The sequence below is a fragment of the Pseudomonas sp. PS02302 genome (genome assembly GCF_029959585.1).
GTDB classification, from domain to species: Bacteria; Pseudomonadota; Gammaproteobacteria; order Pseudomonadales; family Pseudomonadaceae; genus Chryseomonas; species Chryseomonas aestiva.
Map to the genome: position 1 here is coordinate 1 of NZ_JASCON010000047.1, position 23,908 is coordinate 23,908.

Below are 23,908 nucleotides of genomic sequence, written 5' to 3' on the forward strand. Positions count from 1 at the left end.
TCGCTGCGCTCAGCGCCAACCGACGGTGCTCTGCGTAGGTTGGGTTGAGCGCAGCGAAGCCCAACAAGACGGACCTTCAGCACTCGCCCACCACCCATGCCAACGAAAGTCCCATTCTGGCCAGATCCGTGGGGCAGCTTGACCAGCGCCAGGTCGCCAGGACTGCAATACTCGACTCATCCCTTCCCCGCCCGTGACGATCGCCATGACCCCACCTCCCGCCCTCGGCCAGCGCTATGTCTTCGTCGTCCTGGCACTGATCTTTCTCGCCCTGCTGGTCTCGGCCGGGGTGAGGTCCACCCCAGGCGTGCTGCTCTTGCCTTTGCAGGAGACCTTTGGCTGGAGTCGCGAGACGGTCTCGCTTTCCGCCGCCATCGGCATCTTTCTCTATGGCCTGGTCGGGCCCTTCGCCGCCGCCCTGATGCAGACCCTGGGCATCCGCCGGACCCTGCTCGGCGGCCTGACCCTGATCAGCCTGGCCACCGCCCTGAGCACCCTGATGCGCGAACCCTGGCACCTGGTGGCCACCTGGGGCGTGCTCAGCGGCCTGGGTACCGGTTGCGTGGCCATGGTGCTGGGGGCCGCCATCGTCAATCGCTGGTTCGTCGCCCGCCGGGGCCTGATGATGGGCCTGCTGGCGGCCAGCACCGCCACCGGCAACCTGGTGTTCCTGCCGCTGCTGGCCCATCTCGCCAGTCAGGAAGGCTGGCAGACCGTGGTGCTGAACGTGGCCGTGGCCAGCGCCGCCCTGATCCCGCTGGTGGCCTGGCTGCTGCCCGAACGGCCGGCGGACGTCGGCCTGCGGCCCCATGGCGCCCCGGCGGACTACCAGGCGCCAGTGGCCTCCGCACCGGGCAATCTGTTTCGCGTGACCCTCGGCACCCTGGCCATGGCCAGTCGGCGGCGCGACTTCTGGCTGCTGTTCCTGACCTTCTTCGTCTGCGGCTTCACCACCAATGGCCTAATCGGCACCCACTTCATCGCCATGGGCCACGACCACGGGCTGTCCCAGGTGCAGGCCGCCGGCATCCTCGCGCTGATGGGCATCTTCGACCTGGTGGGCACCACCGCCTCCGGCTGGCTGACCGACAGATACGATCCGCGCCGGCTGCTGTTCGTCTACTACAGCCTGCGCGGCCTCTCGCTGATCTACCTGCCGTTCTCCGGCTTCGCCCCCGAGCAACTGCTGCTGTTCGGCATCTTCTACGGACTGGACTGGATCGCCACCGTGCCGCCCACGGTCAAGCTGACCAACCAGAGCTTTGGTGAAAGGAGCGCGCCGGTGGTGTTCGGCTGGGTGTTCTGCGGGCACATGCTCGGCGCCGCCTGCGCGGCCTTTCTCGCCGGTGCCCTGCGCGAGCACTTCGGCTCCTACCAGGAGGCCCTGGTGCTGGCCGGCCTGACCGGTCTGCTGGCGGCGCTGATGGCGCTGTGGATCGGCCGGCCGAGCGCCGCGGGTGCCGGGCGCTCGGCCGTGCCCGAGGCGGGCTAGGCGGGCTTGAGGTCCAGCGGCACGGCGGTCGGCGTGCGCTGCAGCATCGAGGCCGGGATCGCCAGGATCAGCAGGCCGCTGACGAACAGGCAGGCGCCGAGCACATAGGTGCCGTTGTTGATGTCGCCGGTGAGGGTTTCCATGGTCGCGGTGATCATCGAGCCGGTGAAGCCGGAGAGGTTGCCGATGGCGTTGATCATGCCGATACCCGCCGCTGCGGCGACGCCGGAAAGCAGGGTGCCGGGCAGCGACCAGAAGATCGGCATCAGCGCCAGCAGGCCCGAGGCGGCCACGGTGAGGAAGAAGATCGACAGCACGATGTTGTGGATGAACCAGGCGCTCAGCACCAGGCCCAGGGCGCCGACGAAGGCCGGCACCGCCGCATGCATCCGCTGCTCGCCGGTGCGTGCCGAGTGGCGGGCGTTGAGCAGCATGACCACCAGGGCGACGCTGTAGGGGATGGCGGTGAGCAGGCCGATCTGCAGGCTGCCGCTGACCCCGGCGTTCTTGATGATCGAGGGCATCCAGAAGGCCAGGCCATAGAAGCCGGTGTTGAAGGTCAGCAGGATGAACACCAGCAGCCAGACCCGCGGATTGAAGAACACCTCGCTGAGGCGCGACGCCTTGCCGGCGTTCTGCTGCTCCAGATTGCGCTTGAGCAGGGCCTTTTCCCGGGCGTCCAGCCAGGGCGCCTGGTCGATGTTGTCGCTCAGGCAGCAGAACACCACCACCGCCATGATGATCGAGGGCACCCCTTCCACCAGCAGCATCCACTGCCAGCCGGCCAGGCCGTGCCAGTTGTGCAGGCTGCTCATCAGCCAGCCGGAAAGCACGCCGCCAAAGCTCAGGCTGAAGGGCAGGGCGATGAGGAAGCCCGACATCACCCGACTCTGCCGGCGGGTCGGAAACCAGTAGTTGAGATAGAGGATCACCCCGGGAAAGAAGCCCGCTTCGCAAACGCCCAGCAGGAAGCGCAGCACGTAGAAGAGGGTGCTCGACTGCAGGCCGAAGAATTGCGCCAGCGGCTGGGTGAAGGCCACCGCCATGGAGATGATCGCCCAGGTCAGCATGATGCGGGCGATCCAGAAGCGCGCGCCGTAGCGATGCAGCAGCAGGTTGCTGGGGACCTCGAAGAGAAAGTAGCCCCAGAAGAACATGCTGGCGCCAAGGGCATAGACGGTGTTGCTGAAGCCCAGGTCGTCGAGCATGTCCAACTTGGCGAAGCCGACGTTGACCCGGTCCAGGTAGGCGGCGATGTAGCAGAGCAGCAGGATCGGCAGGATGCGCAGCACCACCTTGCGATAGGTGCGTTCTTCGAAGGCGTCGCCAGCGGCGCCCTGGGGAGCGGTGGTCTCGAACATGGGAATGACCTTCGGGGCCTTGGGGCCCGTTGTTGTTATTGAAGAGGTCGAAGGCGGCCGGGGATGCGGGGTGGCCGTCTGAATCGCCAGGCCACTCTAGGAGCGGGAACGATTCTTTCCCAATGGCATTTGCGGATCATTCGATAACGGCGCGTTATCGAGCTGTCTAGGCTGCGGACTCCTCGCGACCGGCATGGCTCAGCAGGATGGCGGCGAATTCCCGGGCCGCTTCGCCGAGGGGTTCGCCCTTGCGGGTGAGGATGCCGTAGTCCTGCGCCGGCAGGTGCAGCGGCAGCTCCAGGGCACTGAGCGCGCCGCTGGCGAGATAGGGCTCGACCATGGCCTCCGGCAGCATGCCGATCATGGGGCCGGCGCGCAGCACCTGGAGAAAGGTCTGCATGGAGATGGTATCGATGGTGTTGCTCGGCACCGGCAGGCCGGCGGCGGCGAAGGCCCGCTCCATGCGCCCGCGGATGGGCGTGCCCTTGGGATAGAGGATCCAGGGCCAGGCCAGCACCTGGTCGAGGCCCACGGGCCCGCTGCCCACCAGCGGGTGATCGGCGTTGACCACGAAGCGGAAGGGCTCCGGCGCCAGGGGCTGGAAGTCGAAGCGCTGGGCCTGGGCTTCGTCGGTGAAGCGCGCCACCGCCAGGTGCAGCAGCTTGTCGTCGAGCATCTCCATCAGGTGATCGCTGGTCTGCTCCACCACCTCGATGGCCAGCAGCGGCCAGCGCTGCTTGATCGCGACGATGGCCTGCGGCAGCGCCACCGCCGTGGCGGCGAAGATGCCACCGACCTTGAGCTGGCCGTGGCCGCCGCGTCTCAGGCTGTCGATCTGCTCGGCGAAGTCGCGGGCATCGTTGAGCGCCACCCGGGCATAGCGCAGCACGTGCTCGCCCAGCGCCGTGGGCGGCATGCTGCGCGGCTGGCGCTCGAACAGGGCGAAGCCCAGCAGGTGCTCGAGCTCCTTGAGCATCTTGCTGATGGCCGGCTGGCTGAGGTTCATCTGCTGCGCCGCCAGGTGCATATTGCGGGTGCGCCCCAGGGTGTCGATCAGCAGCAGGTGGCGAAACTTGAGCCAGTGGCTGATCTGGCTGAACGACGGCTCGGACACGTATGCCTCCCAGGCGATAAGTGCAGGTTATCGAATGATGAAATAAGCCCATTTGAGTTTATCAGTCCGGCTGCCTAGCGTGGACCCATCAGCCCTGGAGTCCTGCCCATGTCCCTTCGTCTCTCGCCTGCCAACACCCTTCCCACCGATGGCCTGGCCGGCACCCTGGTCGGTCGTGCCTGGGTGCCCGGTCCGCTGGCCGGTCCCTCACCCGTGGTGCTGCGCGAAGACGGCGTCTTCGATGTCTCGGCACGCTTCGCCACGCTGAGCGCCCTGTTCGAGGCAGAGACGCCGCTGCAGGCCCTGCGCGATACCCCCGGGCGCTACCTCGGCAGCGTGGAGGAACTGCTGGCCAACAGCGGCGAACAGGCCGATCCGGGCCGCCTGCACCTGCTGCCGCCGGCCGACCTGCAGGTGATCAAGGCCGCCGGGGTGACCTTTGCCGCCAGCATGCTGGAACGGGTGATCGAAGAGCAGGCCGGCGGCGATGCCGGGCGCGCCGTGGCCATCCGCGAGCAGGTGCAGGCGGTGATCGGCGCGGACCTGCAGGGCCTGGAGCCGGGCAGTCCGCGCGCCCAGGCGCTCAAGGCGCTGCTGATCGAGAAGGGCATGTGGTCGCAATACCTGGAGGTGGGTATCGGGCCGGACGCCGAGATCTTCACCAAGGCGCCGGTGCTGGCCGCGGTCGGCAGTGGCAGCGCCATCGGCATCCATCCCGTGTCCCAGTGGAACAATCCCGAGCCCGAGGTGGTGCTGGTGGCGGACAGCCGCGGCCGCCTGCATGGCGCCACCCTGGGCAATGACGTCAACCTGCGCGACATCGAGGGCCGCAGCGCCCTGTTGCTGAGCAAGGCCAAGGACAACAACGCCTCCTGCGCCCTGGGGCCCTTCATCCGCCTGTTCGACGAGACCTTCGATCTCGACCAGATCCGCCAGTGCGTGGTGACCCTGGAAGTGCTGGGCGAAGACGGCTTTCACCTCAAGGGCAGCAGCTCCATGGCGCAGATCAGTCGGGATCCCACCGATCTCGCCGCCCAGACCCTCAATGCCAACCACCAGTATCCCGACGGCTTCGTGCTGTTTCTCGGCACCCTGTTCGCCCCGACCCAGGACCGGGACGCTCCCGGCGGCGGCTTCACCCACAAGGTGGGTGACGTGGTGAGCATCGCCAGCCCGCTGCTGGGAACCCTGCACAATAGAGTGACCACCAGCGACCAGGCCCCGGCCTGGCGCTTCGGCCTCGGTGCCCTGATGCACAACCTGGCCGCCCGCGGCCTGCTGGGCCGCTAACCGCTCTTTCCTAATAACAACTAGAGACCATCATGACTTCCGCCAAACGCCCGCTGCGCAGCCAGCAATGGTTCGATGATCCTGCCCACGCCGACATGACCGCGCTCTATGTCGAGCGCTACATGAACTACGGCCTGACCCGCGACGAACTCCAGTCCGGTCGCCCCATCATCGGCATCGCCCAGACCGGTAGCGATCTCACGCCCTGCAATCGTCATCACCTGGAACTGGCCCAGCGGGTCAAGGCCGGTATCCGCGACGCGGGCGGCATCCCCATGGAATTCCCGGTGCACCCCATCGCCGAGCAGAGTCGCCGCCCCACCGCGGCCCTGGATCGCAACCTGGCCTACCTCGGCCTAGTGGAGATCCTGCACGGCTTCCCGCTGGATGGCGTGGTGCTCACCACCGGCTGCGACAAGACCACCCCGGCCTGCCTGATGGCCGCGGCCACCACCGACCTGCCGGCCATCGTGCTGTCCGGCGGGCCCATGCTCGACGGGCATTTCAAGGGCGAGCTGATCGGTTCGGGCACCGTGCTCTGGCACGCGCGCAACCTGCTGGCGACCGGCGAGATCGATTACGAGGGCTTCATGGCCCTGACCACCGCCGCCTCGCCCTCGGTGGGCCACTGCAACACCATGGGCACGGCCCTGTCGATGAATGCCCTGGCCGAGACCCTGGGCATGTCGCTGCCCGGCTGTGCCAGCATCCCCGCGCCCTATCGCGAGCGCGGCCAGATGGCCTATGCCACCGGCAAGCGCATCTGCCAACTGGTGCTGGACGACGTCCGCCCCTCGCAGATCATGACCCGCGAGGCCTTCGAGAACGCCATCATAGTGGCCTCGGCCCTGGGCGCTTCCAGCAACTGCCCGCCGCACCTGATCGCCATTGCCCGGCACATGGGCATCGAGCTGTCGCTGGACGACTGGCAGCGCCTGGGCGAGGACATCCCGCTGCTGGCCAACTGCATGCCGGCCGGCAAGTACCTGGGCGAGGGCTTCCACCGCGCCGGCGGGGTACCGGCGGTGCTCCACGAACTGCTCAAGGCGGGGCGCCTGCACGGCGACTGCCTGACGGTATCCGGGCGCACCATCGGTGCCATCGCCGAAGGTGCGGCCAGCTCGGATCCCGCGGTGATCCAGCCCTACGAAGCGCCGCTCAAGCACCGCGCCGGCTTCATCGTGCTCAGCGGCAATTTCTTCGACAGCGCCATCATGAAGATGTCGGTGGTGGGCGAGGCGTTTCGCCAGACCTACCTGGCCGAACCCGGCAAGGAAAACAGCTTCGAGGCGCGAGCCATCGTCTTCGAGGGTCCGGAGGACTACCACGCGCGCATCGACGACCCGGCCCTGGACATCGACGAGCGCTGCATCCTGGTGATCCGCGGCGCCGGGCCGGTGGGTTATCCGGGCAGCGCCGAGGTGGTCAACATGGCCCCGCCGGCGGCGCTGATCAAGAAGGGCATCGACTCCCTGCCGTGCCTGGGCGACGGTCGTCAGAGCGGTACCTCGGCCAGTCCGTCGATCCTCAACATGTCGCCGGAAGCGGCGGTGGGCGGTGGCCTGGCCCTGCTCAAGACCAACGACCGGTTGCGCGTGGACCTCAATGCCCGCAGCGTCGATGTGCTGCTGGATGATGCCGAACTGGAGCGCCGCCGCGCGGAATGGACGCCCAATCTGCCGCCGGCCCAGACCCCCTGGCAGGAGCTCTATCGGCAACTGGTGGGCCAGCTTTCCACCGGCGGCTGCCTGGAACCGGCCACCCTGCATCTCAAGGTGATCGCCCGCGAAGGCGGGGTGCCGCGGCATTCGCACTAGAGTGAACAGGCTCGCACTGGCGGCCGGGCTTCATTAAGCTCTGCCGCCATGAACCGTACCCTCTATAGCCTGATCTTCACCCTGGCCTTGCCCTTCATCCTGCTGCGCCTGCTCTGGCGCGGGCGCAAGGCTCCCGCCTATCGGCAACGCATCGGCGAGCGCCTGGCGCTGGGCTTGCCAGAGGTGCCGCCCGGCGGCATCTGGGTGCATGCGGTGTCGGTGGGGGAGAGCATTGCCGCCGCGCCGGTGATCCGTGCGCTGCGCCAGCGCCATCCGCAGCTGCCGATCACCGTGACCTGCATGACGCCCACCGGCTCGGAGCGCATTCGCGCCCTGTTCGGCAGCGACGTCCACCACTGCTATCTGCCCTACGACCTGCCGGGGCTGGCCGGACGCTTTCTCGACCGGCTGCGGCCCAGCCTGGGGGTGGTGATGGAAACCGAACTCTGGCCCAACCTCATCCACCAGGCGGCGCGCCGCGACATTCCCATCGCCCTGGCCAATGGCCGGCTGTCCGAGCGCTCCGCCCGGGGCTACGGCAAGCTGGGCGGGGTGACCGCGCCGATGCTGGCGGAGCTGGCCTGGCTGGCGGTGCAGACACCGGTGGAAGCCGAGCGCTTCCTGGCCCTCGGTGCCCGTGCCGAGCGGGTCACGGTGACTGGCTCCATCAAGTTCGACCTGCGCATCGACCCCGAGCTGCCGGCGCGCGCGGCTGCGCTGCGCCAGGGCTGGGGCCGTCGCCCGGTATGGATCGCCGCCAGCACCCACGCCGGCGAAGACGAGATCCTGCTTCAGGCCCAGCGCCAACTGCTGGCCACCCGCCCCGATGCCTTGCTGATCCTGGTGCCGCGTCATCCCGAGCGTTTTCCCGAGGTGCTGGGCGAGGTGCGGGGTGAAGGCTTCAGCGTGATCCAGCGCTCGACGGGGGAGGCGGTACAACCGCAGACCCAGGTCCTGCTGGGCGACACCATGGGCGAGCTGCTGTTTCTCTACGCCCTGGCCGACGTCGCCTTCGTCGGCGGCAGCCTGATCGAGCGCGGCGGGCACAATCCGCTCGAGCCGGCCGCTCTCGGCGTGCCGGTGCTCAGCGGACCGCACGTATTCAACTTCCTCGACATCGTCGCCCAGTTGCGCGACGCCGGCGCCCTGGAAACCGTGGTGGAAGCCTCGGCCATCGCTGCCGCCGTGGCCCGGCTCTGGGCCGAACCGGCGGAAGCCGCGCGGCGCCGGCAGGCGGGCCTGGCGGTATTGGCCGCCAATCAGGGCGCGCTGGAGCGGCTGCTCTCCGGACTGGATAAATTGCTCACGCCCTGAGCGGAACGCGCCGGCAGGACGTCGGCGCGGGTCTTGGCCAGGTCCGGCGGCAGGAAGTCGCGATCCGGGTCGTAGTGGGGGTCGAGATAGCCCGACAGCGCCAGCAGGTCGTTGGGCGCCAGGGTGCCGGCCGCCTGCTTGAGTCTCAGAGTGTCCAGGATGTAGTTGTAGCGGGCGTCGTTGTACTGGCGCACGGCGTTGTACAGCAGCCGCTGGGCGTCGAGCACGTCGACGATGGTGCGGCTGCCCACCTGGTAGGCGATCTCGGTGGCTCTCAGGGCGCGCTGGCTGGAGGCGATGGACAGCCGCCGGGCGCGCACCTGCTCGATGTCGGTGTTGATCGCCCGATGGGCATTGCGGGTGTTCTGCACCACCTGGCGACGCAGGCTTTCCTGCTGCTGCTCACTGCGGTCCAGCTGCTGGTAGGCCTGGCGCGCCTGGGAGCTGGTGGCGCCGCCGCTGTACAGCGGTAGCTCCACCTGGATACCGATGCTGCGGCTGTTGACCGGGCTGCCGAACAGGGACAGCTGCTCGGCGTTGGGCAGATTCACCGCATCGTTGTCGCTGTGGCTGTAGCGCGCCACCGCATCCACCGTCGGCAGGTGCCCGGCGCGGCGCTGGCGCAGGGTTTCCTGGGCCGCATTGACGCCCTGGCCGGCAGCCAGCAGCTGCAGATTCTGGCGCATGGCGGTGTCCACCCACTGGCGGGCATCGTTGGGTTGTGGCGGCAGGATTGGCAGGTCGTGGCGGATGCCGGCGATGCTGCCGTAGTCGCGATCGGTCAGCCGGGTCAGGGCCTGGAAGGCGTCGGCTACCTGCTGCTCACTCTGGGAGCGGTTGGCCTGGGCATTGTCGAAGCTGGCCTGGGCCTGGAGCACGTCGGTGTCGTCGGTGAGGCCGACCTTGTAGCGCTCGCGGGACTGGTCCAGCTGGCGGTACAACGCCTTTTCCTCGGCGCGAGCGGTGGCCAGGGCGTCCTGGGCGCGCAGGGCGCTGAAATAGCCCTCGGCGGTCTGCAGGATGAGTTGCTGCTGGGCGGCGGAAAACTGCAGCTCGGCCTGCTCGGTGGCGGCCTGGGCTGCCTTGAGCTGGAACCAGCGATCGGCGCGGAACAGTGGCTGGCTGAGGGTCGCCTGGATCAGCTGGCTGCTGCGATCGCTGCTGTAGCGGCCACCCTGGACGCCCAGCGCCGGATTGTCCTTGAGCTGCAGGCTGGTATGGGTGTCGTTGAACTGGGCACCGAGCCCGATCTGCGGTAGCAGGCCGGCGCGCGCTTGGGGCACCGCCTCGCGCTGGGCGCCAAGCCCGGCGCGTTCGGCGGCGAGGTCGGCATTGTTGTCCAGCGCTTCGCGGTAGACGTCGAGCAAGCCATTGCCGGCGACCTGGGCCTGGGCCAGCCCGGCCGTGCTGCAGAGCGCCGCGAGCAGCAGGAATCTTCGCATTCTTGGAGCCTTCCTTGAGGGACCGCGCCAGTGTAGTGGCTTCGTCCGAATCCGCCATAGGAGAGGAAATAGCGGTCGAAGTTTCTGCTGCTCTGGGTTTACACTGGCCACGTTCTTGTCGGGGTGCGCTACGAGGCGCTGAGATCGGGTAGTCCCGGATCCCGTTGAACCTGATCAGGCTAGGCGCGCCGCATGGCGGTGCGTCAACCTGCGTAGGGAACAAGAGGGCGTCCGCCGTCTCCATCCGTGGTCGCCATCCGTCCGGGCTTGCGTCTCCTTGCGTGCCCACCCTTCGTCCAGGTTCTTCCCTCGGCAACGCGCCCACCAGGAGAGCCTCGATGAACAAGCAGAACAACGTCACCGACTTCACCCGCGTCGACCGCCAGTCCACCCAGCCGCTGCCCAATTCGCGCAAGGTCTATCTGACGGGCTCGCGTCCCGACATTCGCGTGCCGGTGCGGGAAATTTCCCTCGCCGATACTCCCACCGCGTTCGGCGGTGAAAAGAACGCCCCGGTGTGCGTCTACGACACCTCCGGTCCCTATACCGATCCGGCGGTGCACATCGACCTGCGCAAGGGCCTGCCAGACGTGCGTTCGCGCTGGATCGAAGCGCGCGGCGACACCGAACTGCTGGCCGGGCTGTCTTCCGAGTTTGGCCAGGCGCGGCTCGCCGATCCGAGCCTGGCCGCCCTGAGATTCGACCTGGCGCGCCAGCCGCGCCGGGCCAAGGCCGGGCGCAACGTCTCCCAGATGCACTATGCCCGCCAGGGCATCGTCACCCCGGAGATGAAATACATCGCCATCCGCGAGAACATGAAGCTGCAGGAAGCCCGCGCCGCCGGCCTGCTCGGCAATCAGCACCGTGGCCAGAGTTTCGGCGCCAGCATTCCCCAGGAAATCACCCCCGAATTCGTCCGCGACGAGGTGGCCCGCGGCCGCGCCATCATCCCGGCCAACATCAACCACCTGGAGCTGGAGCCGATGATCATCGGCCGCAACTTCCTGGTGAAGATCAACGGCAACATCGGCAACAGCGCCCTGGGCTCCTCCATCGAGGAAGAGGTGGAGAAGCTGACCTGGGGCATCCGCTGGGGCGCCGACACCGTGATGGACCTGTCCACCGGCAAGCACATCCACGAGACCCGCGAGTGGATCATCCGCAACTCGCCGGTCCCCATCGGCACCGTGCCCATCTACCAGGCCCTGGAAAAGGTCGATGGCGTCGCCGAGGAGCTGACCTGGGAGCTGTTCCGCGACACCCTCATCGAGCAGGCGGAGCAGGGCGTGGACTACTTCACCATCCATGCCGGGGTGCGCCTGCACTACGTGCCCCTGACCGCCAAGCGCGTCACCGGCATCGTCTCCCGCGGCGGCTCCATCATGGCCAAGTGGTGCCTGGCGCATCACAAGGAAAACTTCCTCTATACCCACTTCGAAGACATCTGCGAGATCATGCAGGCCTACGACGTGAGCTTCTCCCTGGGGGACGGCCTGCGCCCGGGCTCCATCGCCGACGCCAACGACGCCGCCCAGTTCGGCGAGCTGGAAACCCTCGGCGAACTGACCAAGATCGCCTGGAAGCATGACGTCCAGACCATGATCGAAGGTCCGGGCCACGTGCCCATGCAGCTGATCAAGGAAAACATGGACAAGCAGCTGGAGTGCTGCGACGAGGCGCCGTTCTACACCCTCGGCCCGCTGACCACCGACATCGCCCCCGGCTACGACCACATCACCAGCGGCATCGGCGCCGCCATGATCGGCTGGTTCGGCTGCGCCATGCTCTGCTACGTGACGCCCAAGGAGCACCTCGGCCTGCCCAACAAGGACGACGTCAAGACCGGCATCATCACCTACAAGATCGCCGCCCATGCCGCCGACCTGGCCAAGGGGCACCCTGGCGCCCAGATCCGCGACAACGCCCTGTCCAAGGCGCGCTTCGAATTCCGCTGGGAAGATCAGTTCAACCTGGGCCTGGACCCGGACACGGCGCGCGCCTTCCACGACGAGACCCTGCCCAAGGACTCGGCCAAGGTGGCGCACTTCTGCTCCATGTGCGGGCCCAAGTTCTGCTCGATGAAGATCACCCAGGAGGTCCGTGACTACGCCAAGGAAAACGGCCTGACCGACGAGCAGAAGGCCATCGAGGCCGGCTTCCAGGAACAGGCGGCGCGCTTCAAGGACGAAGGCGGCGTGATCTACAAGCAGGTCTGACGACCGTAGGTTGGCGCCGAGCGCAGCGAAGCCCGACAATGCCCGGCGTCACCCAAGGACGTCGGGCGCCCTCAACCCCTTGCTCACGAGACCCATCATGGCCCAGGCCCCCGGCCTCTATACCCCCACCGTCCCCGTTCCGGCGGACCGCCGCGTCCTTGGCGGGCGCGATCTCTTCACCCTCTGGTTCTCCCTGGGCATCGGCCTCATGGTTGCCCAGGCCGGCGCGCTGCTGGCACCCGGCCTCGGCCTGGCCGATGGCCTGCTGGTGCTGGTGCTCGGCACCGGGGTCGGGGTGCTGCTGCTGGCGGCTGCCGGCCTGGTGGGCAGCGACACCGGCCTGGCCGGCATGAGCGCCCTGGGCCAGAGCCTCGGCCAGCGCGGCGCGCTGTTGCCGGCGGTGCTCAACATCACCCAGCTGATCGGCTGGGGCGCCTTCGAACTGGTGGTGATGCGCGAGGCGGCCAGCGTGCTGCTGGGCAGCTGGGGCCTGCAGAGCTGGGCCTCGCCGGTGCTCTGGACCCTGGTGTTCGGCGCCCTGGCCACGGCCCTGGCGGTGGCCGGCCCGCTGACCTTCGTGCGCCGCTTTCTCAGTCGCTGGGGCATCTGGCTGCTGCTGGGGGCCTGCACCTGGCTGACCCTGGACCTCTTCCTGCGCGCCGACCTGAGCGCGCTCTGGCAGCGTCCGGGCGATGGCTCCCTGACCCAGGCGCTGGGCTTCGATCTGGTGGTGGCCATGCCGCTGTCCTGGCTGCCGGTGATCGCCGACTACACCCGCTTCGCCCGCACCGGCCGCAGCGCCGGGCGCGGCGTCCTGCTGGGCTATTTCTGTGGCAACCTCTGGCTGATGGGCCTGGGCTTCGCCTACACCCTGGCTTTCGCCAGCGGCGGTGAAGCCGACGCCCTGCTGCGCGCCCTGGCCGTGGCCGGCCTGGGCCTGCCGCTGCTGCTGATCCTGCTGGACGAATCGGAAAACGCCTTTGCCGCCTATCACTCGGCGGCGGTGGCGACGGGTTTCCTGGCCCAGGTGAAGATCTGGCAGCTGACCCTGGCCATCGGCATCCTCTGCACCCTGCTGGCGCTGCTGGTGCCCCTGGCCCAGTACGAGCACTTCCTGCTGCTGATCGGCTCGGTGTTCGCCCCGCTGTTCGGCGTGGTGCTGGTGGATCACTTCCTGCTGCGCCGCCGCAAGGCTCCGCAGCGGGTACGGGCGTTGCGCCTGGAATCCCTGATCGCCTGGGCCCTGGGCGTGGCCGTCTACCACCTGCTGCCGACCCTGCTCCCCGCCTGGGGCGCGACCCTGCCAGCCATCGTGGTGGCCGGCACCGCGCAGGCGCTGTTGGGATTGAAGCGGGTTTAGGGGCCGGCCTGTTGGGCTTCGCTGCGCTCAACCCAACCTACGCCTAACTGCCCCCTCTCCCGCGTGCGGGGGAGGGTTGGGGTGGAGGTATCGCGGCCATGGGTCCGGCGATGCGGCCGCTCCTACAGAAGATTGAGTCCGCTGTAGGAGCGGCCCATGGCCGCGATCAACCCCGTTTGCAGCAGATGATTTCGGTTGACCAGGTCCTACGGCTGCCGCGCCTTGCCCCGCCCCGGGAAATACTCGCCCTTGAGGATGCCATTGAGCTTGGGATAAGGGATTTTCAGCTCCGGATGGCCCATGGCGTAGGGGGCGATGCTGCCGATGTCGTACTTGAGCGTCAGGGCGCCGAAGTCCAGGGCCACGTTGTTGGTCTTGAGGAAGGGCCACTGCTGGCGGAAGTCGGCATCGCCGACGTTGTTGCTGACCATCCAGGCCCCGCGCGACAGCTGCGCCAGCCGCCAGAACTCGGCTTCCTGCCCCGGCACCAGCATGTCGCCCAGGGTGATCTGCCGGTCGAGATGGCGATCCCAGGTGACGAAGTCGCGGCCGGCCAGGCCATGGGCACCGCCATTGGCCAGGTAGCTGGAGAACTCGATGATCACCAGGCCGTCATGCTGTTCACGCACCTTGGCCTGCAGATAGCTGCTCCAGCGTGGCTGCGCCTTGGCGAGGAAGTCCCGCTCGTAGCTCTCCAGCGAAGCCGGGATGGGCGCACCCGGCTCGGCGCGGGCCAGGCCCAGCAGGTGCCGCTGCACCAGGGCGTCCAGCGCCGGGTCGCCGAATTCCACGTAGTCGATGTTGATCAGCGGGCAGTCTTCGCCCTGGCAACCGGCCGGGCGGTGCTCCCAGGCCTGATGGCGAGGCGTGAGGGGTTTGTCGAGGTTGGGGCCGAAGACGCTTTGGCAACCACCGAGCAACAGGCCGGCGAGCAGGAGGAGTGGGCGGATACGCATGGGATTCCTTGTCATGGAAACAGAGAATGACGGCTTTCGAACCCGTCTGGCTCGATAAGTTTGCCAGGGGCGGACGGAGGTTTCCCGGCTTGTTGTCCTTTTCGCGACTTGGCGCGCCAGGGGCTGCACGAGCGCGGGGGGCACGCTAGGATGAGCTGATCACCTTCATTCAGCGCTGGAGCGCCCATGACCGAAGCCAACGAATCCCAGGCGCCCGCCGTTGAAATCCTGAGCCGCGAGATCTGCTTCCAGGGCTTCTACCGCATGGCCCGCTTCCGGCTGCGCCACCGCCAGTTCTCCGGTGCCCTGGGGCCGGAACTGGAACGCGAGGTCTTCGTGCGTCCCGATGCGGTCTGCGTGCTGCCCTACGACGCCGCGCGGGACGAGGTGGTGCTGATCGAGCAGTTTCGCGTCGGCGTCATGGAAAAGACCGCTCATCCCTGGCTGCTTGAGCCGGTGGCAGGCTTGGTGGACAAGCAGGGCGAGGCCGTCGAGGCGGTCGCTCATCGGGAAGCCGAGGAAGAAGCCGGGCTGACCTTGCAATCGCTCTGGCCCATCTCCACCTACTTCCCCTCGCCCGGCGGCAGCGACGAACAGGTCTATCTCTACCTGGGTCGCTGCAGCACCGCGGATGCCGGTGGCGTCCACGGCCTGGAAGAGGAGGGCGAGGACATTCGCGTCCATGTCTGGTCGCTGGACGAGGCACTGGCCGGGGTTCGCGACGGTCGAATCAATAACGCAGCGGCTATCATCGCCCTGCAATGGTTGGCGCTCAATCGCGCCGAGGTACGGGGGTTATGGGGCTGAAACTGCGAGATCGCTATCGAGTTGACCTGCCGGGCCTGCAGGCCACGTGCGAGGCCAACTACGTGCGGCTGATGCGGCTTCTGCCCAAGATGCGCGAAGCCGTGGTGTCGCGCCGCGTCATGTTGTCGCAAGGCGAGCGCCCACTGGGCGTGCTCGCCCTGGAAGTCACCGAGGCCTGTCCCTACACGACGGTCTTGCGGGTGCGTCAGGAACTGGGGCTGCCCTGGCTGCCGGTGCCTGAACTGGAAGTGCGCGTCTACCACGATGCGCGGATGGCGGAAGTGGTGTCGGCCGGGGCCTCCCGCCACCTGCTCGGACGCTATCCCTACCCCAATCGGGCCATGTATCAGCCTGACGAAAAGAGTCAGCTGAACCTGTTTCTCGGTGAGTGGCTGAGTCACTGCCTGGCCTGTGGCCACGAAGCTGAACCTATCCTGCAGCGATGAGCATTGGAGCGCAACGCTGACAGCCGTAGCTTCCCTCGCACGGTGCAAGCTGCGAAAATGTGAAGCATGCACGCAAGTTCCCGGGAACTTTTCTGCACCCTGCCTGCGCTCGTTGTCCCCTTATGCCCCAGGAGGCTTTGGTGAGTTTGCCGGATAGTGTCAACGCTCCCCTCGTCGTCCAATTGACCGATAGCCATCTGTTTGCGCGCGCCAATGGTCGGTTGTTGGGTATCGATACGGCAGCCAGCCTGCAACAGGTGGTGGCCCAGGTGGTACGGGAGCAGCCACGCATCGATCTGCTGCTGGCCAGCGGCGACCTCTCCCAGGACGGCTCGGTGGCTTCCTATCAACGCTTCTGCGAGCTGACCGAACCGCTCGATGCCCCCATGCGCTGGCTGGCTGGCAATCACGACGAGAACGTGCCCATGGCCAAGGCCTGTGGCAATCGCGATTTCCTGGAAACCGTCACCGACCTGGGCGCCTGGCGCTTGATCCTGCTCGACAGCACCGTGCGCGGCTGCGTCTTCGGCGAGCTGGAGCCGACGCAACTGACAGCCCTGGACGAGGCCCTGAGCGCCGCGCCCGAGCGTCCGGCACTGATCTGCCTGCATCATCACCCGGTACCCGTGGGTTGTGGCTGGATGGAGCCCCTGGGCCTGCACCGGGCGGACGAGCTGTTCGCCGTGCTGGATCGCCATCCCCAGGTCAAGGTGGTGCTCTGGGGACACATCCACCAGGAGTTCGATCAGCTGCGCAACGGCGTGCGCCTGCTGGCCTCGCCCTCCACCGGCCTGCAATTCGAGCCGGGCAGCCAGGACTTCAAGGCCGGTGACCAGGCCCCGGGCTATCGCTGGTTGCGCCTGTTGCCCGACGGCACGCTGGAGACCGGTGTCTCGCGCCTGCAACAGCATGCCTTCACCGTGGATCACAGCGCCGCGGGCTACTAGGGCTGCCCGGGCTGACGCCGGTCGGCTGTCTTGGTCGCGAGGGTCGAAACGGGTTACTCTTTACCTGTTTTTTTATCCAGTAGGAGCGGCCCGATGCCGTCGATCCTCTATATCCATGGTTTTAACAGCTCACCCGCGTCCCTGAAGGCGCGGCAGCTCACCGCCTGCATGACCCGCCTCGGCCTGGCGGACCGCTTGCGCGCGCCGGCGCTGCCCAATGATGCCGACGCTGCCTTCGCTTTACTGGAGCGCGAACTGGCCGAGCTGGACGCCCCCTTGCTGGTCGGCAGCTCCCTGGGCGGCTACTATGCCACCGTCCTGGCCGAGCGCCATGGGCTCAAGGCCGTGCTGATCAACCCGGCGGTCCGGCCCTGGCGCTTCATGGAGCATTACCTGGGGCCCCAGCGCAATCACCATACCGGCGAGAGCTGGATGCTCACCGAGGCCCATGTCGAGGCCATGCGTGCGCTGGAAGTCGCGGCGCCGGCGGATCCCGAGCGCTTCCACGTCTGGCTGCAGACCGGCGACGAGACCCTCGACTACCGCGACGCCGAACGCTACTACGGCGGCTGCACCCTGCGCATCGAGCAGGGCGGCGACCACGGCTTCCAGGGCTTCCATCGCCAGCTGCCGCTGCTGCTAGAGCTGGCCGGCTTCGACCCGGCGCTCTGGCGCGAGCTGGATTTCAACACCTTCGAATAGAGACCCCATGGCCACGCAGAACGCCTATAACGCCGACGCCATCGAAGTCCTCTCCGGACTCGATCCGGTGCGCAAGCGCCCTGGCATGTACACCGACACCTCGCGGCCCAACCACCTGGCCCAGGAAGTCATCGACAACAGCGTGGACGAGGCCCTGGCCGGTCATGCGCGCCAGGTGCAGGTGATCCTGCACGCCGACAATTCCCTCGAAGTCATCGACGACGGTCGCGGCATGCCGGTGGACATCCATCCGGAAGAGGGCGTTTCCGGTGTCGAGCTGATCCTCACCAAACTGCACGCCGGCGGCAAGTTCTCCAACAAGAACTACCAGTTCTCCGGCGGTCTGCATGGCGTGGGCATCTCGGTGGTGAACGCCCTGTCGACCCGGGTCGAGGTGCGCGTCAAGCGCGAGGGCAACGAATACGGCATGGCCTTCGCCGACGGCTTCAAGGCCAGCGAACTGGCCGTGGTCGGCAGCGTTGGCAAGCGCAATACCGGCACCAGCGTGCATTTCTGGCCGGACCCCAAGTACTTCGATGCGCCCAAGTTTTCCGTCAGCCGCCTCAAGCATGTGCTCAAGGCCAAGGCGGTGCTCTGCCCGGGCCTGGCGGTGAGCTTCCTCGACGAAGCCAGCGGCGAGCGCAGCGAATGGCATTATGAAGACGGCCTTAGATCCTATCTGATCGACACCGTGGGCGACGCCCTGCGGCTGCCCGAGGCACCCTTCCACGGCAGCCTGGCCTCGGCCCGGGAGGCGGTGGACTGGGCGCTGTTCTGGCTGCCCGAAGGCGGCGAGTCGGTGCAGGAAAGCTACGTCAACCTGATTCCCACCGCCCAGGGCGGCACCCATGTGAACGGCCTGCGCCAGGGCCTGCTGGACGCCATTCGCGAATTCTGCGAATTCCGCAACCTCCTGCCGCGTGGCCTCAAGCTGGCCCCGGAAGACGTCTGGGAGCGCATCGCCTTCGTCCTCTCGATGAGGATGCAGGAGCCGCAATTCTCCGGCCAGACCAAGGAGCGCCTGTCCTCCCGCGAGGCCGCGGCCTTCGTCGCCGGGGTGGTCAAGGACGCCTTCAGCCTCTGGCTCAACGCCCATCCCGAGCTGGGCCAGCAGATCGCCGAACTGGCCATCAACAACGCCGGTCGCCGCCTCAAGGCGGGCAAGAAGGTCGAGCGCAAGAAGATCACCCAGGGCCCGGCGCTGCCCGGCAAGCTGGCCGATTGCGCCGGTCAGGATCCGATGCGTTCCGAGCTGTTCCTGGTGGAGGGTGACTCCGCCGGTGGCAGCGCCAAGCAGGCGCGCAGCAAGGAATTCCAGGCCATCATGCCGCTGCGCGGCAAGATCCTGAACACCTGGGAAGTGGACGGCAGCGAGGTGCTGGGCAGCCAGGAGGTGCACGACATCGCCGTGGCCATCGGTATCGACCCGGGCAGCGCCGACCTGAGCGGCCTGAGATACGGCAAGATCTGCATCCTCGCCGACGCCGATTCCGACGGCCTGCACATCGCCACCTTGCTGTGCGCGCTGTTCGTGCAGCACTTCCGGCCGCTGGTGGATGCCGGCCACGTCTATGTGGCCATGCCGCCGCTGTACCGCATCGACCTCGGCAAGGAAGTCCATTACGCACTCGATCCCGCCGAGCGGGATGGCATCCTCGATCGCCTGGCGGCGGAGAAGAAGCGCGGCAAGCCCCAGGTGACCCGCTTCAAGGGCCTGGGCGAGATGAATCCGCTGCAACTGCGCGAGACCACGATGGACCCCAATACCCGGCGCCTGGTGCAGCTGACCCTCGACGACGTGCCCGCCACCCTCGAGATGATGGACATGCTGCTGGCCAAGAAAAGATCCGGCGACCGCAAGAGCTGGCTGGAATCCAAGGGCGATCGCGCGGAAGTGCTGCTCTGAATACCCGTTCTGGCCGTGCCTATCGCGGACATGGGCCGCTCCTACAGCTCCCGTAGGAGCGGTCCATGACCGCGATGGACCGGGCCCCCCGATCAAAGACGTAACACCAAAGGACCCCCATGAGTGCACCCCTCGACCTGAGCCTGGATGGCGTCGAACGCCGATCGATGGCCGACTTCACCGAGAAGGCGTATCTGGACTACTCCATGTACGTCATCATGGATCGCGCCCTGCCGCACATCGGCGACGGCCTCAAGCCGGTCCAGCGCCGCATCATCTACGCCATGAGCGAACTGGGCCTGGATGCCGACGCCAAGCACAAGAAATCCGCCCGCACCGTGGGTGACGTGCTCGGTAAGTACCACCCCCATGGCGACTCGGCCTGCTACGAAGCCATGGTGCTCATGGCGCAGCCGTTCTCCTATCGCTATCCACTGGTGGATGGCCAGGGCAACTGGGGCGCGCCGGACGATCCCAAGTCCTTCGCGGCCATGCGCTACACCGAGGCACGCCTGTCGCGCTATTCCGAGGTGCTGCTCAACGAACTGGGGCAGGGCACCGTGGACTGGGTGCCCAACTTCGACGGTACCCTGAACGAGCCGGCGGTGCTGCCGGCGCGGCTGCCCAACCTGCTGCTCAATGGCACCACCGGCATCGCCGTGGGCATGGCCACCGACATCCCGCCGCACAACCTGCGCGAGGTGGCGGCCGCCTGCATACGCCTGCTGGACGATCCCATCGCCGGGATTCCCGAACTGCTCGAACACGTGCCGGGCCCGGACTTCCCCACCGAAGCCGAGATCATCACGCCCCGCGCCGACCTGCGCAAAATCTACGAGACCGGTCGCGGCTCGGTGCGCATGCGTGCCGTCTATCGCCGCGAAGACGGCGACGTGGTCATTACCGCGCTGCCACACCAGGTCTCAGGTTCCAAGGTGCTGGAGCAGATCGCCGCCCAGATGCAGGCCAAGAAGCTGCCCATGGTGGCCGACCTGCGCGACGAGTCGGACCACGAGAATCCGACCCGCATCGTCATCGTGCCGCGCTCCAACCGCATCGATGCCGACGAGCTGATGCAGCACCTGTTCGCCACTACCGATCTCGAATCCAGCTATCGGGTCAACCTCAACGTCATCGGCCTGGACGGCAAGCCCCAGGTCAAGGACCTCCGGCAGATCCTCCAGGAATGGCTGATCTATCGCATCGGCACCGTACGCCGTCGCCTGCAGTTCCGCCTGGACAAGGTCGAGCGTCGCCTGCACCTGCTGGATGGCCTGCTGGTCGCCTTCCTCAATCTGGATGAAGTCATCCACATCATCCGCACCGAAGAGCATCCCAGGCAGGCGCTGATGGCCCGCTTCGAACTCTCCGAGGACCAGGCCGACTACATCCTCGAGACCCGCCTGCGCCAGCTGGCGCGCCTGGAAGAGATGAAGATCCGCGGCGAACAGGCCGAACTGCTCAAGGAGCAGAAGCGCTTGCAGACCCTGCTGGGCAGCGACAAGAAGCTGCGCAACCTGGTCCGTGACGAACTGATCAAGGATGCCGAGACCTATGGCGACGCTCGCCGCTCGCCCATCGTCGCCCGGGCCGAGGCCAAGGCGCTGTCCGAAACCGAGCTCATGCCCACCGAGCCAGTGACCGTAGTGCTTTCCGAGAAGGGCTGGGTGCGTCAGGCCAAGGGCCACGACGTCGATCCGACCGGGCTGTCCTACAAGGCCGGCGACGGCTTCAAGGCGGCGGCCCTGGGGCGTTCCAACCAGTTCGCCGTCTTCATCGACTCCACCGGCCGCAGCTATTCCGTCGCCGCCCATTCGCTGCCATCGGCGCGTGGCCAGGGCGAGCCCCTGACCGGCCGGCTGACGCCGCCGCCGGGGGCCAGCTTCGAATGTCTGCTGCTGCCGGATGACAGTGGCCTCTATGTCCTGGCCTCGGACGCCGGCTATGGTTTCGTGGTCAAGGGCGAGGACCTGCAGGCCAAGAACAAGGCCGGCAAGGCGCTGATCAGCCTGCCCAATGGTGCCAGGGTACTGTCTCCGAAACCGGTGGCCTCCCTGGAGGACACCTCCCTCGCGGTGGTCACCAACGAAGGGCGGCTGCTGGTGTTCGCCATCACCGAGCTGCCGCAACTGGCCAAGGGCAAGGGCAACAAGCTGATCTCCATTCCCGGCGAACGGGTCGCCAAGCGCGAGGAATACGTGGTCGACCTGGCCGTGGTGCCGGCCGGCGCTTCCCTCACGCTGCAGGCCGGCAAACGGCCCTATACCCTCAAGGGCAGCGACCTGGAGCACTATCGTGCCGAGCGCGGCCGGCGGGGCAACAAGCTGCCTCGGGGCTTCCAGCGGGTGGACTCGCTGCAGGTGGAAACTTGAGCCGCCCGCGGTCAGCCGCTAGCATAGCCCGGATTTTTTCGACCAGGACTCGCCGGGCCTCGCTGCCCGTCGAGAGAGAGCCTCGATGAAACGGATGTGTCTTGCCAGGCTGGCGCTGGTTGGCCTGCTGGCCGGCCTGGGTGGCTGTGCCAGCCTCGGCCCCAGTCACTACTACCAGCTCGACGGCGGCAATGCGCGTGCGCCGGCGAGCAGTGAGCGCGGCCTTGCGGTATGGGTCGAAAGCCTGCAGCTGGCCGACTACCTGCAGCGCGACGTGCTGCTGGAGCGCCAGCCCGACGGCAGTCTCAAGACCACCCGCGACCACTGGGCCGGACCGCTCGACGCCAACGTGCGCCAGTTGCTGCAGCGGCAGCTCGCCGGTCGGCTGAACAGTGGGCGGGTGATCGTCGGTGAACAGCCCGCGGGCTTCGATCCGCAGTACCGGGTGGAGCTGGTGGTGACCCGCCTCGATGCCGGTGACCAGGCGCCTGCCACCCTCGATGCCAGCTGGCAGTTGCGCGACGGCCAGGGCCGGCTGCTGGACACCGAGGTGATTTACCTGCAGACCCGGCACGCGGGTGATCGCGCGGCCCAGGTGCGGGCCCAGGGCGAATTGCTGCAACAACTGTCGGCGCGGCTGGCCACCGATCTCACCAAGGTCGCCCAGCGCGGCCGCCGCGAGACCGAGATGGCGCGCAAGGAGCCGAAGAAACTTGTCGAAGAGGCCCAGGCCCGGCCAACGCTGCCGGCTGTGGTGCCCATCCGCACCGGCGCCGAGGTCTATCGCTTCTGACCCGACCAGGCTCCCGCGCGTCGCCGCGCGGGAGCCTTCGGCGGCGCTCGATGCTCTATCCAGCAGGACCCTCAAGCCCCGGAGGTTTCATGACGCTGCCCCTGTTTCCGCTCAATACCACCCTGTTCCCCGGCTGCCGCCTTGATCTGCAGCTGTTCGAAGCCCGCTATCTGGACATGCTCGGTCGCTGCCTCAAGCAAGGCAGCAGCTTTGGCGTGGTGACCATCCTCGAAGGCCACGAGACCGGTGGCGCGCCGAATCGCCTGGGTGCCTACGGTTGCGAGGCGCTGATCCGCGACTGGCAGCAGCAGAGCAACGGCCTGCTGGGTATCCGCATCGAAGGCGGTCGACGCTTTCGCCTGCTGAGTCAGGAAGAACAGCCCGATCACCTGGTGGTGGGTGAGGTGGAGTGGCTCCCGGAAACCGATCCCCAGCCGCTACGCGATGGCGACGCCGACCTGATGGCGCTGCTGGCGGCCCTGGCCCAGCATCCGATGGTGGCCAGCCTGGACATGGGCGGCGAGGTTGCCGACCGCCAGGCCCTGGGTTGCCAGCTGGCCTACCTGCTGCCATTCGAGGCGCACCTCAAGCTGGATTGGCTGGGCATGAGCGATCAGGGCCAGCGCCTGGCCGACATCGAGCGCCATCTGGTGGATCTGCAAGGTGATTTCCACGCCTGAAGCCTGTTCAAAATCTGCTGCGTGTCGGCCAGGCGGCATCGCAAACACCCTGGAAGGCCAGCCCCGTCGGAAAACCTATTTGCCCCGTGTAAACCCGAGCGCGGGTCCGATCCGCTTCCTCAAGTGTTTTTGCGGGGCCATCTACGCCTGGTTTGGCTCTAGCTCGCAGGATTCTGAACAGGCTCGCGGCCAAACGCCGGGCAAAAGAAAGCCCGCCGGGCAGGGCGGGCTAAAAGTGCTTTGGGGGCACTCGATAAGACTCTGGCACTTTGCCACAGTTCCGTCTTATGAGATCAAAGTGCCATTCTTTCTGGATCAGCCGGCCAGCAGCTTGATGAACTCGCGATTGAAGGCCGGGATGTCGTCCGGTTTGCGGCTGCTCACCAGCTGACCGTCGACGATGACCTCCTGGTCCTGCCAGGTGGCGCCGGCATTCTTGAGGTCGTCGGTCAGCGAGGGCCAGCTGGTGAGGGTCTTGCCCTGTATCAGGCCGGCGGAGATCAGCAGCCAGGCACCGTGGCAGATGACGGCGACCGGCTTGCCGGCGTCGGCGATCTGCTTGGTCAGCTGCTGGGCCTGCGCGTCGATGCGGATGGTGTCGGCATTGACCACGCCGCCGGGTAGCAGCACGGCATCATAGTCACCGGCATTGGCTGCGGCGAAGGTGAGGTCCACCGGAAAGCTGTCGGCCGGCTCGGTGCCGTCCCAGCCGCGCACCTGACCGTTCTCGGCGGAGATGATGTGGGTCTGGGCGCCCGCCTGCTCCAGGGCCTGCTTGGGACCGGTGAGTTCGGCCTGCTCGAAGCCGTCGGTGACCAGGATGGCGATTTTCTTGCCGTTCAGGGATGTAGCCATGGTTGCGGATACCTCGATTGGAATTCGGTTGGGCTAGC

19 protein-coding genes and 1 riboswitch are annotated in these 23,908 nt (G+C 67.1%); of the genes, 14 read left to right on the top strand and 5 right to left on the bottom strand.

Annotated elements, in window-relative coordinates; translation table 11 throughout:
- Nucleotides 1-205: 205 nt before the first annotated feature.
- Complete coding sequence (locus QMX82_RS16050; protein ID WP_282285326.1) at nucleotides 206-1,492, top strand: MFS transporter; 1,287 nt, start codon at nucleotides 206-208, stop codon at nucleotides 1,490-1,492.
- Here QMX82_RS16050 and QMX82_RS16055 read toward each other — a convergent pair.
- Together QMX82_RS16055 and QMX82_RS16060 are read right to left on the bottom strand one after the other, a co-directional pair.
- The gene (locus QMX82_RS16055) at nucleotides 1,489-2,853 is read right to left on the bottom strand and encodes an MFS transporter (protein ID WP_208692532.1); all 1,365 of its coding nucleotides are present in this window, start codon (nucleotides 2,851-2,853) and stop codon (nucleotides 1,489-1,491) included. The genes QMX82_RS16050 and QMX82_RS16055 overlap by 4 nt on opposite strands.
- A 166-nt stretch (nucleotides 2,854-3,019) precedes the next feature.
- Nucleotides 3,020-3,967: a LysR family transcriptional regulator gene (locus QMX82_RS16060; RefSeq protein ID WP_133862595.1), complete on the bottom strand. Its 948-nt coding sequence runs from the start codon at nucleotides 3,965-3,967 to the stop codon at nucleotides 3,020-3,022.
- A 108-nt stretch (nucleotides 3,968-4,075) separates the two neighbouring features.
- On the opposite strand from QMX82_RS16060, the gene QMX82_RS16065 reads away from it, so the two are divergent.
- Genes QMX82_RS16065 through waaA form a run of 3 tightly spaced genes read left to right on the top strand, consistent with a single transcriptional unit; the run spans nucleotide 4,076 to nucleotide 8,388 of the window.
- Entirely contained in the window at nucleotides 4,076-5,257 is a 1,182-nt protein-coding gene (locus QMX82_RS16065; protein WP_208692531.1) for a fumarylacetoacetate hydrolase family protein, read from the top strand.
- Nucleotides 5,258-5,289: 32 nt separating this feature from the next.
- A complete protein-coding gene (locus QMX82_RS16070; RefSeq protein ID WP_282285329.1) occupies nucleotides 5,290-7,074 on the top strand; it encodes an IlvD/Edd family dehydratase in 1,785 nt (594 codons plus the stop codon).
- A gap of 48 nt (nucleotides 7,075-7,122) precedes the next feature.
- On the top strand, nucleotides 7,123-8,388 hold the full coding sequence (gene waaA, locus QMX82_RS16075; RefSeq protein WP_282285331.1) for a lipid IV(A) 3-deoxy-D-manno-octulosonic acid transferase: 1,266 nt from the start codon (nucleotides 7,123-7,125) through the stop codon (nucleotides 8,386-8,388).
- Here the strand turns inward: waaA and QMX82_RS16080 are convergent.
- On the bottom strand, nucleotides 8,334-9,830 hold the full coding sequence (locus QMX82_RS16080) for a TolC family outer membrane protein (protein ID WP_282285335.1): 1,497 nt from the start codon (nucleotides 9,828-9,830) through the stop codon (nucleotides 8,334-8,336). The genes waaA and QMX82_RS16080 overlap by 55 nt on opposite strands.
- A 109-nt stretch (nucleotides 9,831-9,939) precedes the next feature.
- A riboswitch (TPP riboswitch) is annotated at nucleotides 9,940-10,066 on the top strand.
- A gap of 102 nt (nucleotides 10,067-10,168) precedes the next feature.
- Here QMX82_RS16080 and thiC point away from each other — a divergent pair.
- A complete protein-coding gene (thiC, locus tag QMX82_RS16085) occupies nucleotides 10,169-12,046 on the top strand; it encodes a phosphomethylpyrimidine synthase ThiC (RefSeq protein ID WP_282285337.1) in 1,878 nt (625 codons plus the stop codon).
- Between the two features lie 97 nt (nucleotides 12,047-12,143).
- Nucleotides 12,144-13,406, top strand: coding sequence for a putative hydroxymethylpyrimidine transporter CytX (cytX, locus tag QMX82_RS16090; protein WP_282285339.1), 1,263 nt, complete (start codon nucleotides 12,144-12,146; stop codon nucleotides 13,404-13,406).
- Between the two features lie 206 nt (nucleotides 13,407-13,612).
- Here the strand turns inward: cytX and QMX82_RS16095 are convergent, their stop codons facing one another.
- Nucleotides 13,613-14,362, bottom strand: coding sequence for an RsiV family protein (locus tag QMX82_RS16095; RefSeq protein ID WP_282285340.1), 750 nt, complete (start codon nucleotides 14,360-14,362; stop codon nucleotides 13,613-13,615).
- A 186-nt stretch (nucleotides 14,363-14,548) separates the two neighbouring features.
- Between QMX82_RS16095 and QMX82_RS16100 the strand changes: the two genes are divergently transcribed.
- The 8 genes from QMX82_RS16100 to QMX82_RS16135 all read left to right on the top strand — a co-directional run bounded on the left by QMX82_RS16100 (nucleotide 14,549) and on the right by QMX82_RS16135 (nucleotide 23,015).
- Nucleotides 14,549-15,169 carry an NUDIX domain-containing protein gene (locus tag QMX82_RS16100; protein ID WP_133862587.1) on the top strand — a complete coding sequence of 207 codons (621 nt, stop codon included), beginning with the start codon at nucleotides 14,549-14,551 and terminating at the stop codon, nucleotides 15,167-15,169.
- Entirely contained in the window at nucleotides 15,160-15,615 is a 456-nt protein-coding gene (locus QMX82_RS16105; RefSeq protein WP_187980199.1) for a DUF1249 domain-containing protein, read from the top strand. The genes QMX82_RS16100 and QMX82_RS16105 overlap by 10 nt, the downstream gene beginning before the upstream one ends.
- Before the next feature lie 122 nt (nucleotides 15,616-15,737).
- Nucleotides 15,738-16,562, top strand: a complete 825-nt coding sequence (gene cpdA / locus QMX82_RS16110; protein ID WP_208692519.1) for a 3',5'-cyclic-AMP phosphodiesterase — start codon at nucleotides 15,738-15,740, stop codon at nucleotides 16,560-16,562.
- Between the two features lie 93 nt (nucleotides 16,563-16,655).
- Entirely contained in the window at nucleotides 16,656-17,264 is a 609-nt protein-coding gene (locus QMX82_RS16115; RefSeq protein ID WP_208692518.1) for a YqiA/YcfP family alpha/beta fold hydrolase, read from the top strand.
- Between the two features lie 7 nt (nucleotides 17,265-17,271).
- The gene (parE, locus tag QMX82_RS16120) at nucleotides 17,272-19,170 is read left to right on the top strand and encodes a DNA topoisomerase IV subunit B (RefSeq protein WP_282285354.1); all 1,899 of its coding nucleotides are present in this window, start codon (nucleotides 17,272-17,274) and stop codon (nucleotides 19,168-19,170) included.
- A gap of 119 nt (nucleotides 19,171-19,289) precedes the next feature.
- Nucleotides 19,290-21,542: a DNA topoisomerase IV subunit A gene (parC, locus tag QMX82_RS16125; protein ID WP_208692515.1), complete on the top strand. Its 2,253-nt coding sequence runs from the start codon at nucleotides 19,290-19,292 to the stop codon at nucleotides 21,540-21,542.
- 85 nt (nucleotides 21,543-21,627) lie between these two features.
- Nucleotides 21,628-22,335 (top strand): PqiC family protein, encoded by a 708-nt coding sequence (locus QMX82_RS16130; RefSeq protein ID WP_208692513.1) that lies wholly within the window; start codon nucleotides 21,628-21,630, stop codon nucleotides 22,333-22,335.
- A gap of 89 nt (nucleotides 22,336-22,424) precedes the next feature.
- A complete protein-coding gene (locus QMX82_RS16135; protein WP_208692511.1) occupies nucleotides 22,425-23,015 on the top strand; it encodes an LON peptidase substrate-binding domain-containing protein in 591 nt (196 codons plus the stop codon).
- Between the two features lie 315 nt (nucleotides 23,016-23,330).
- Here the strand turns inward: QMX82_RS16135 and QMX82_RS16140 are convergent, their stop codons facing one another.
- The gene (locus tag QMX82_RS16140) at nucleotides 23,331-23,870 is read right to left on the bottom strand and encodes a type 1 glutamine amidotransferase domain-containing protein (protein ID WP_208692510.1); all 540 of its coding nucleotides are present in this window, start codon (nucleotides 23,868-23,870) and stop codon (nucleotides 23,331-23,333) included.
- Between the last annotated feature and the right edge of the window lie 38 nt (nucleotides 23,871-23,908).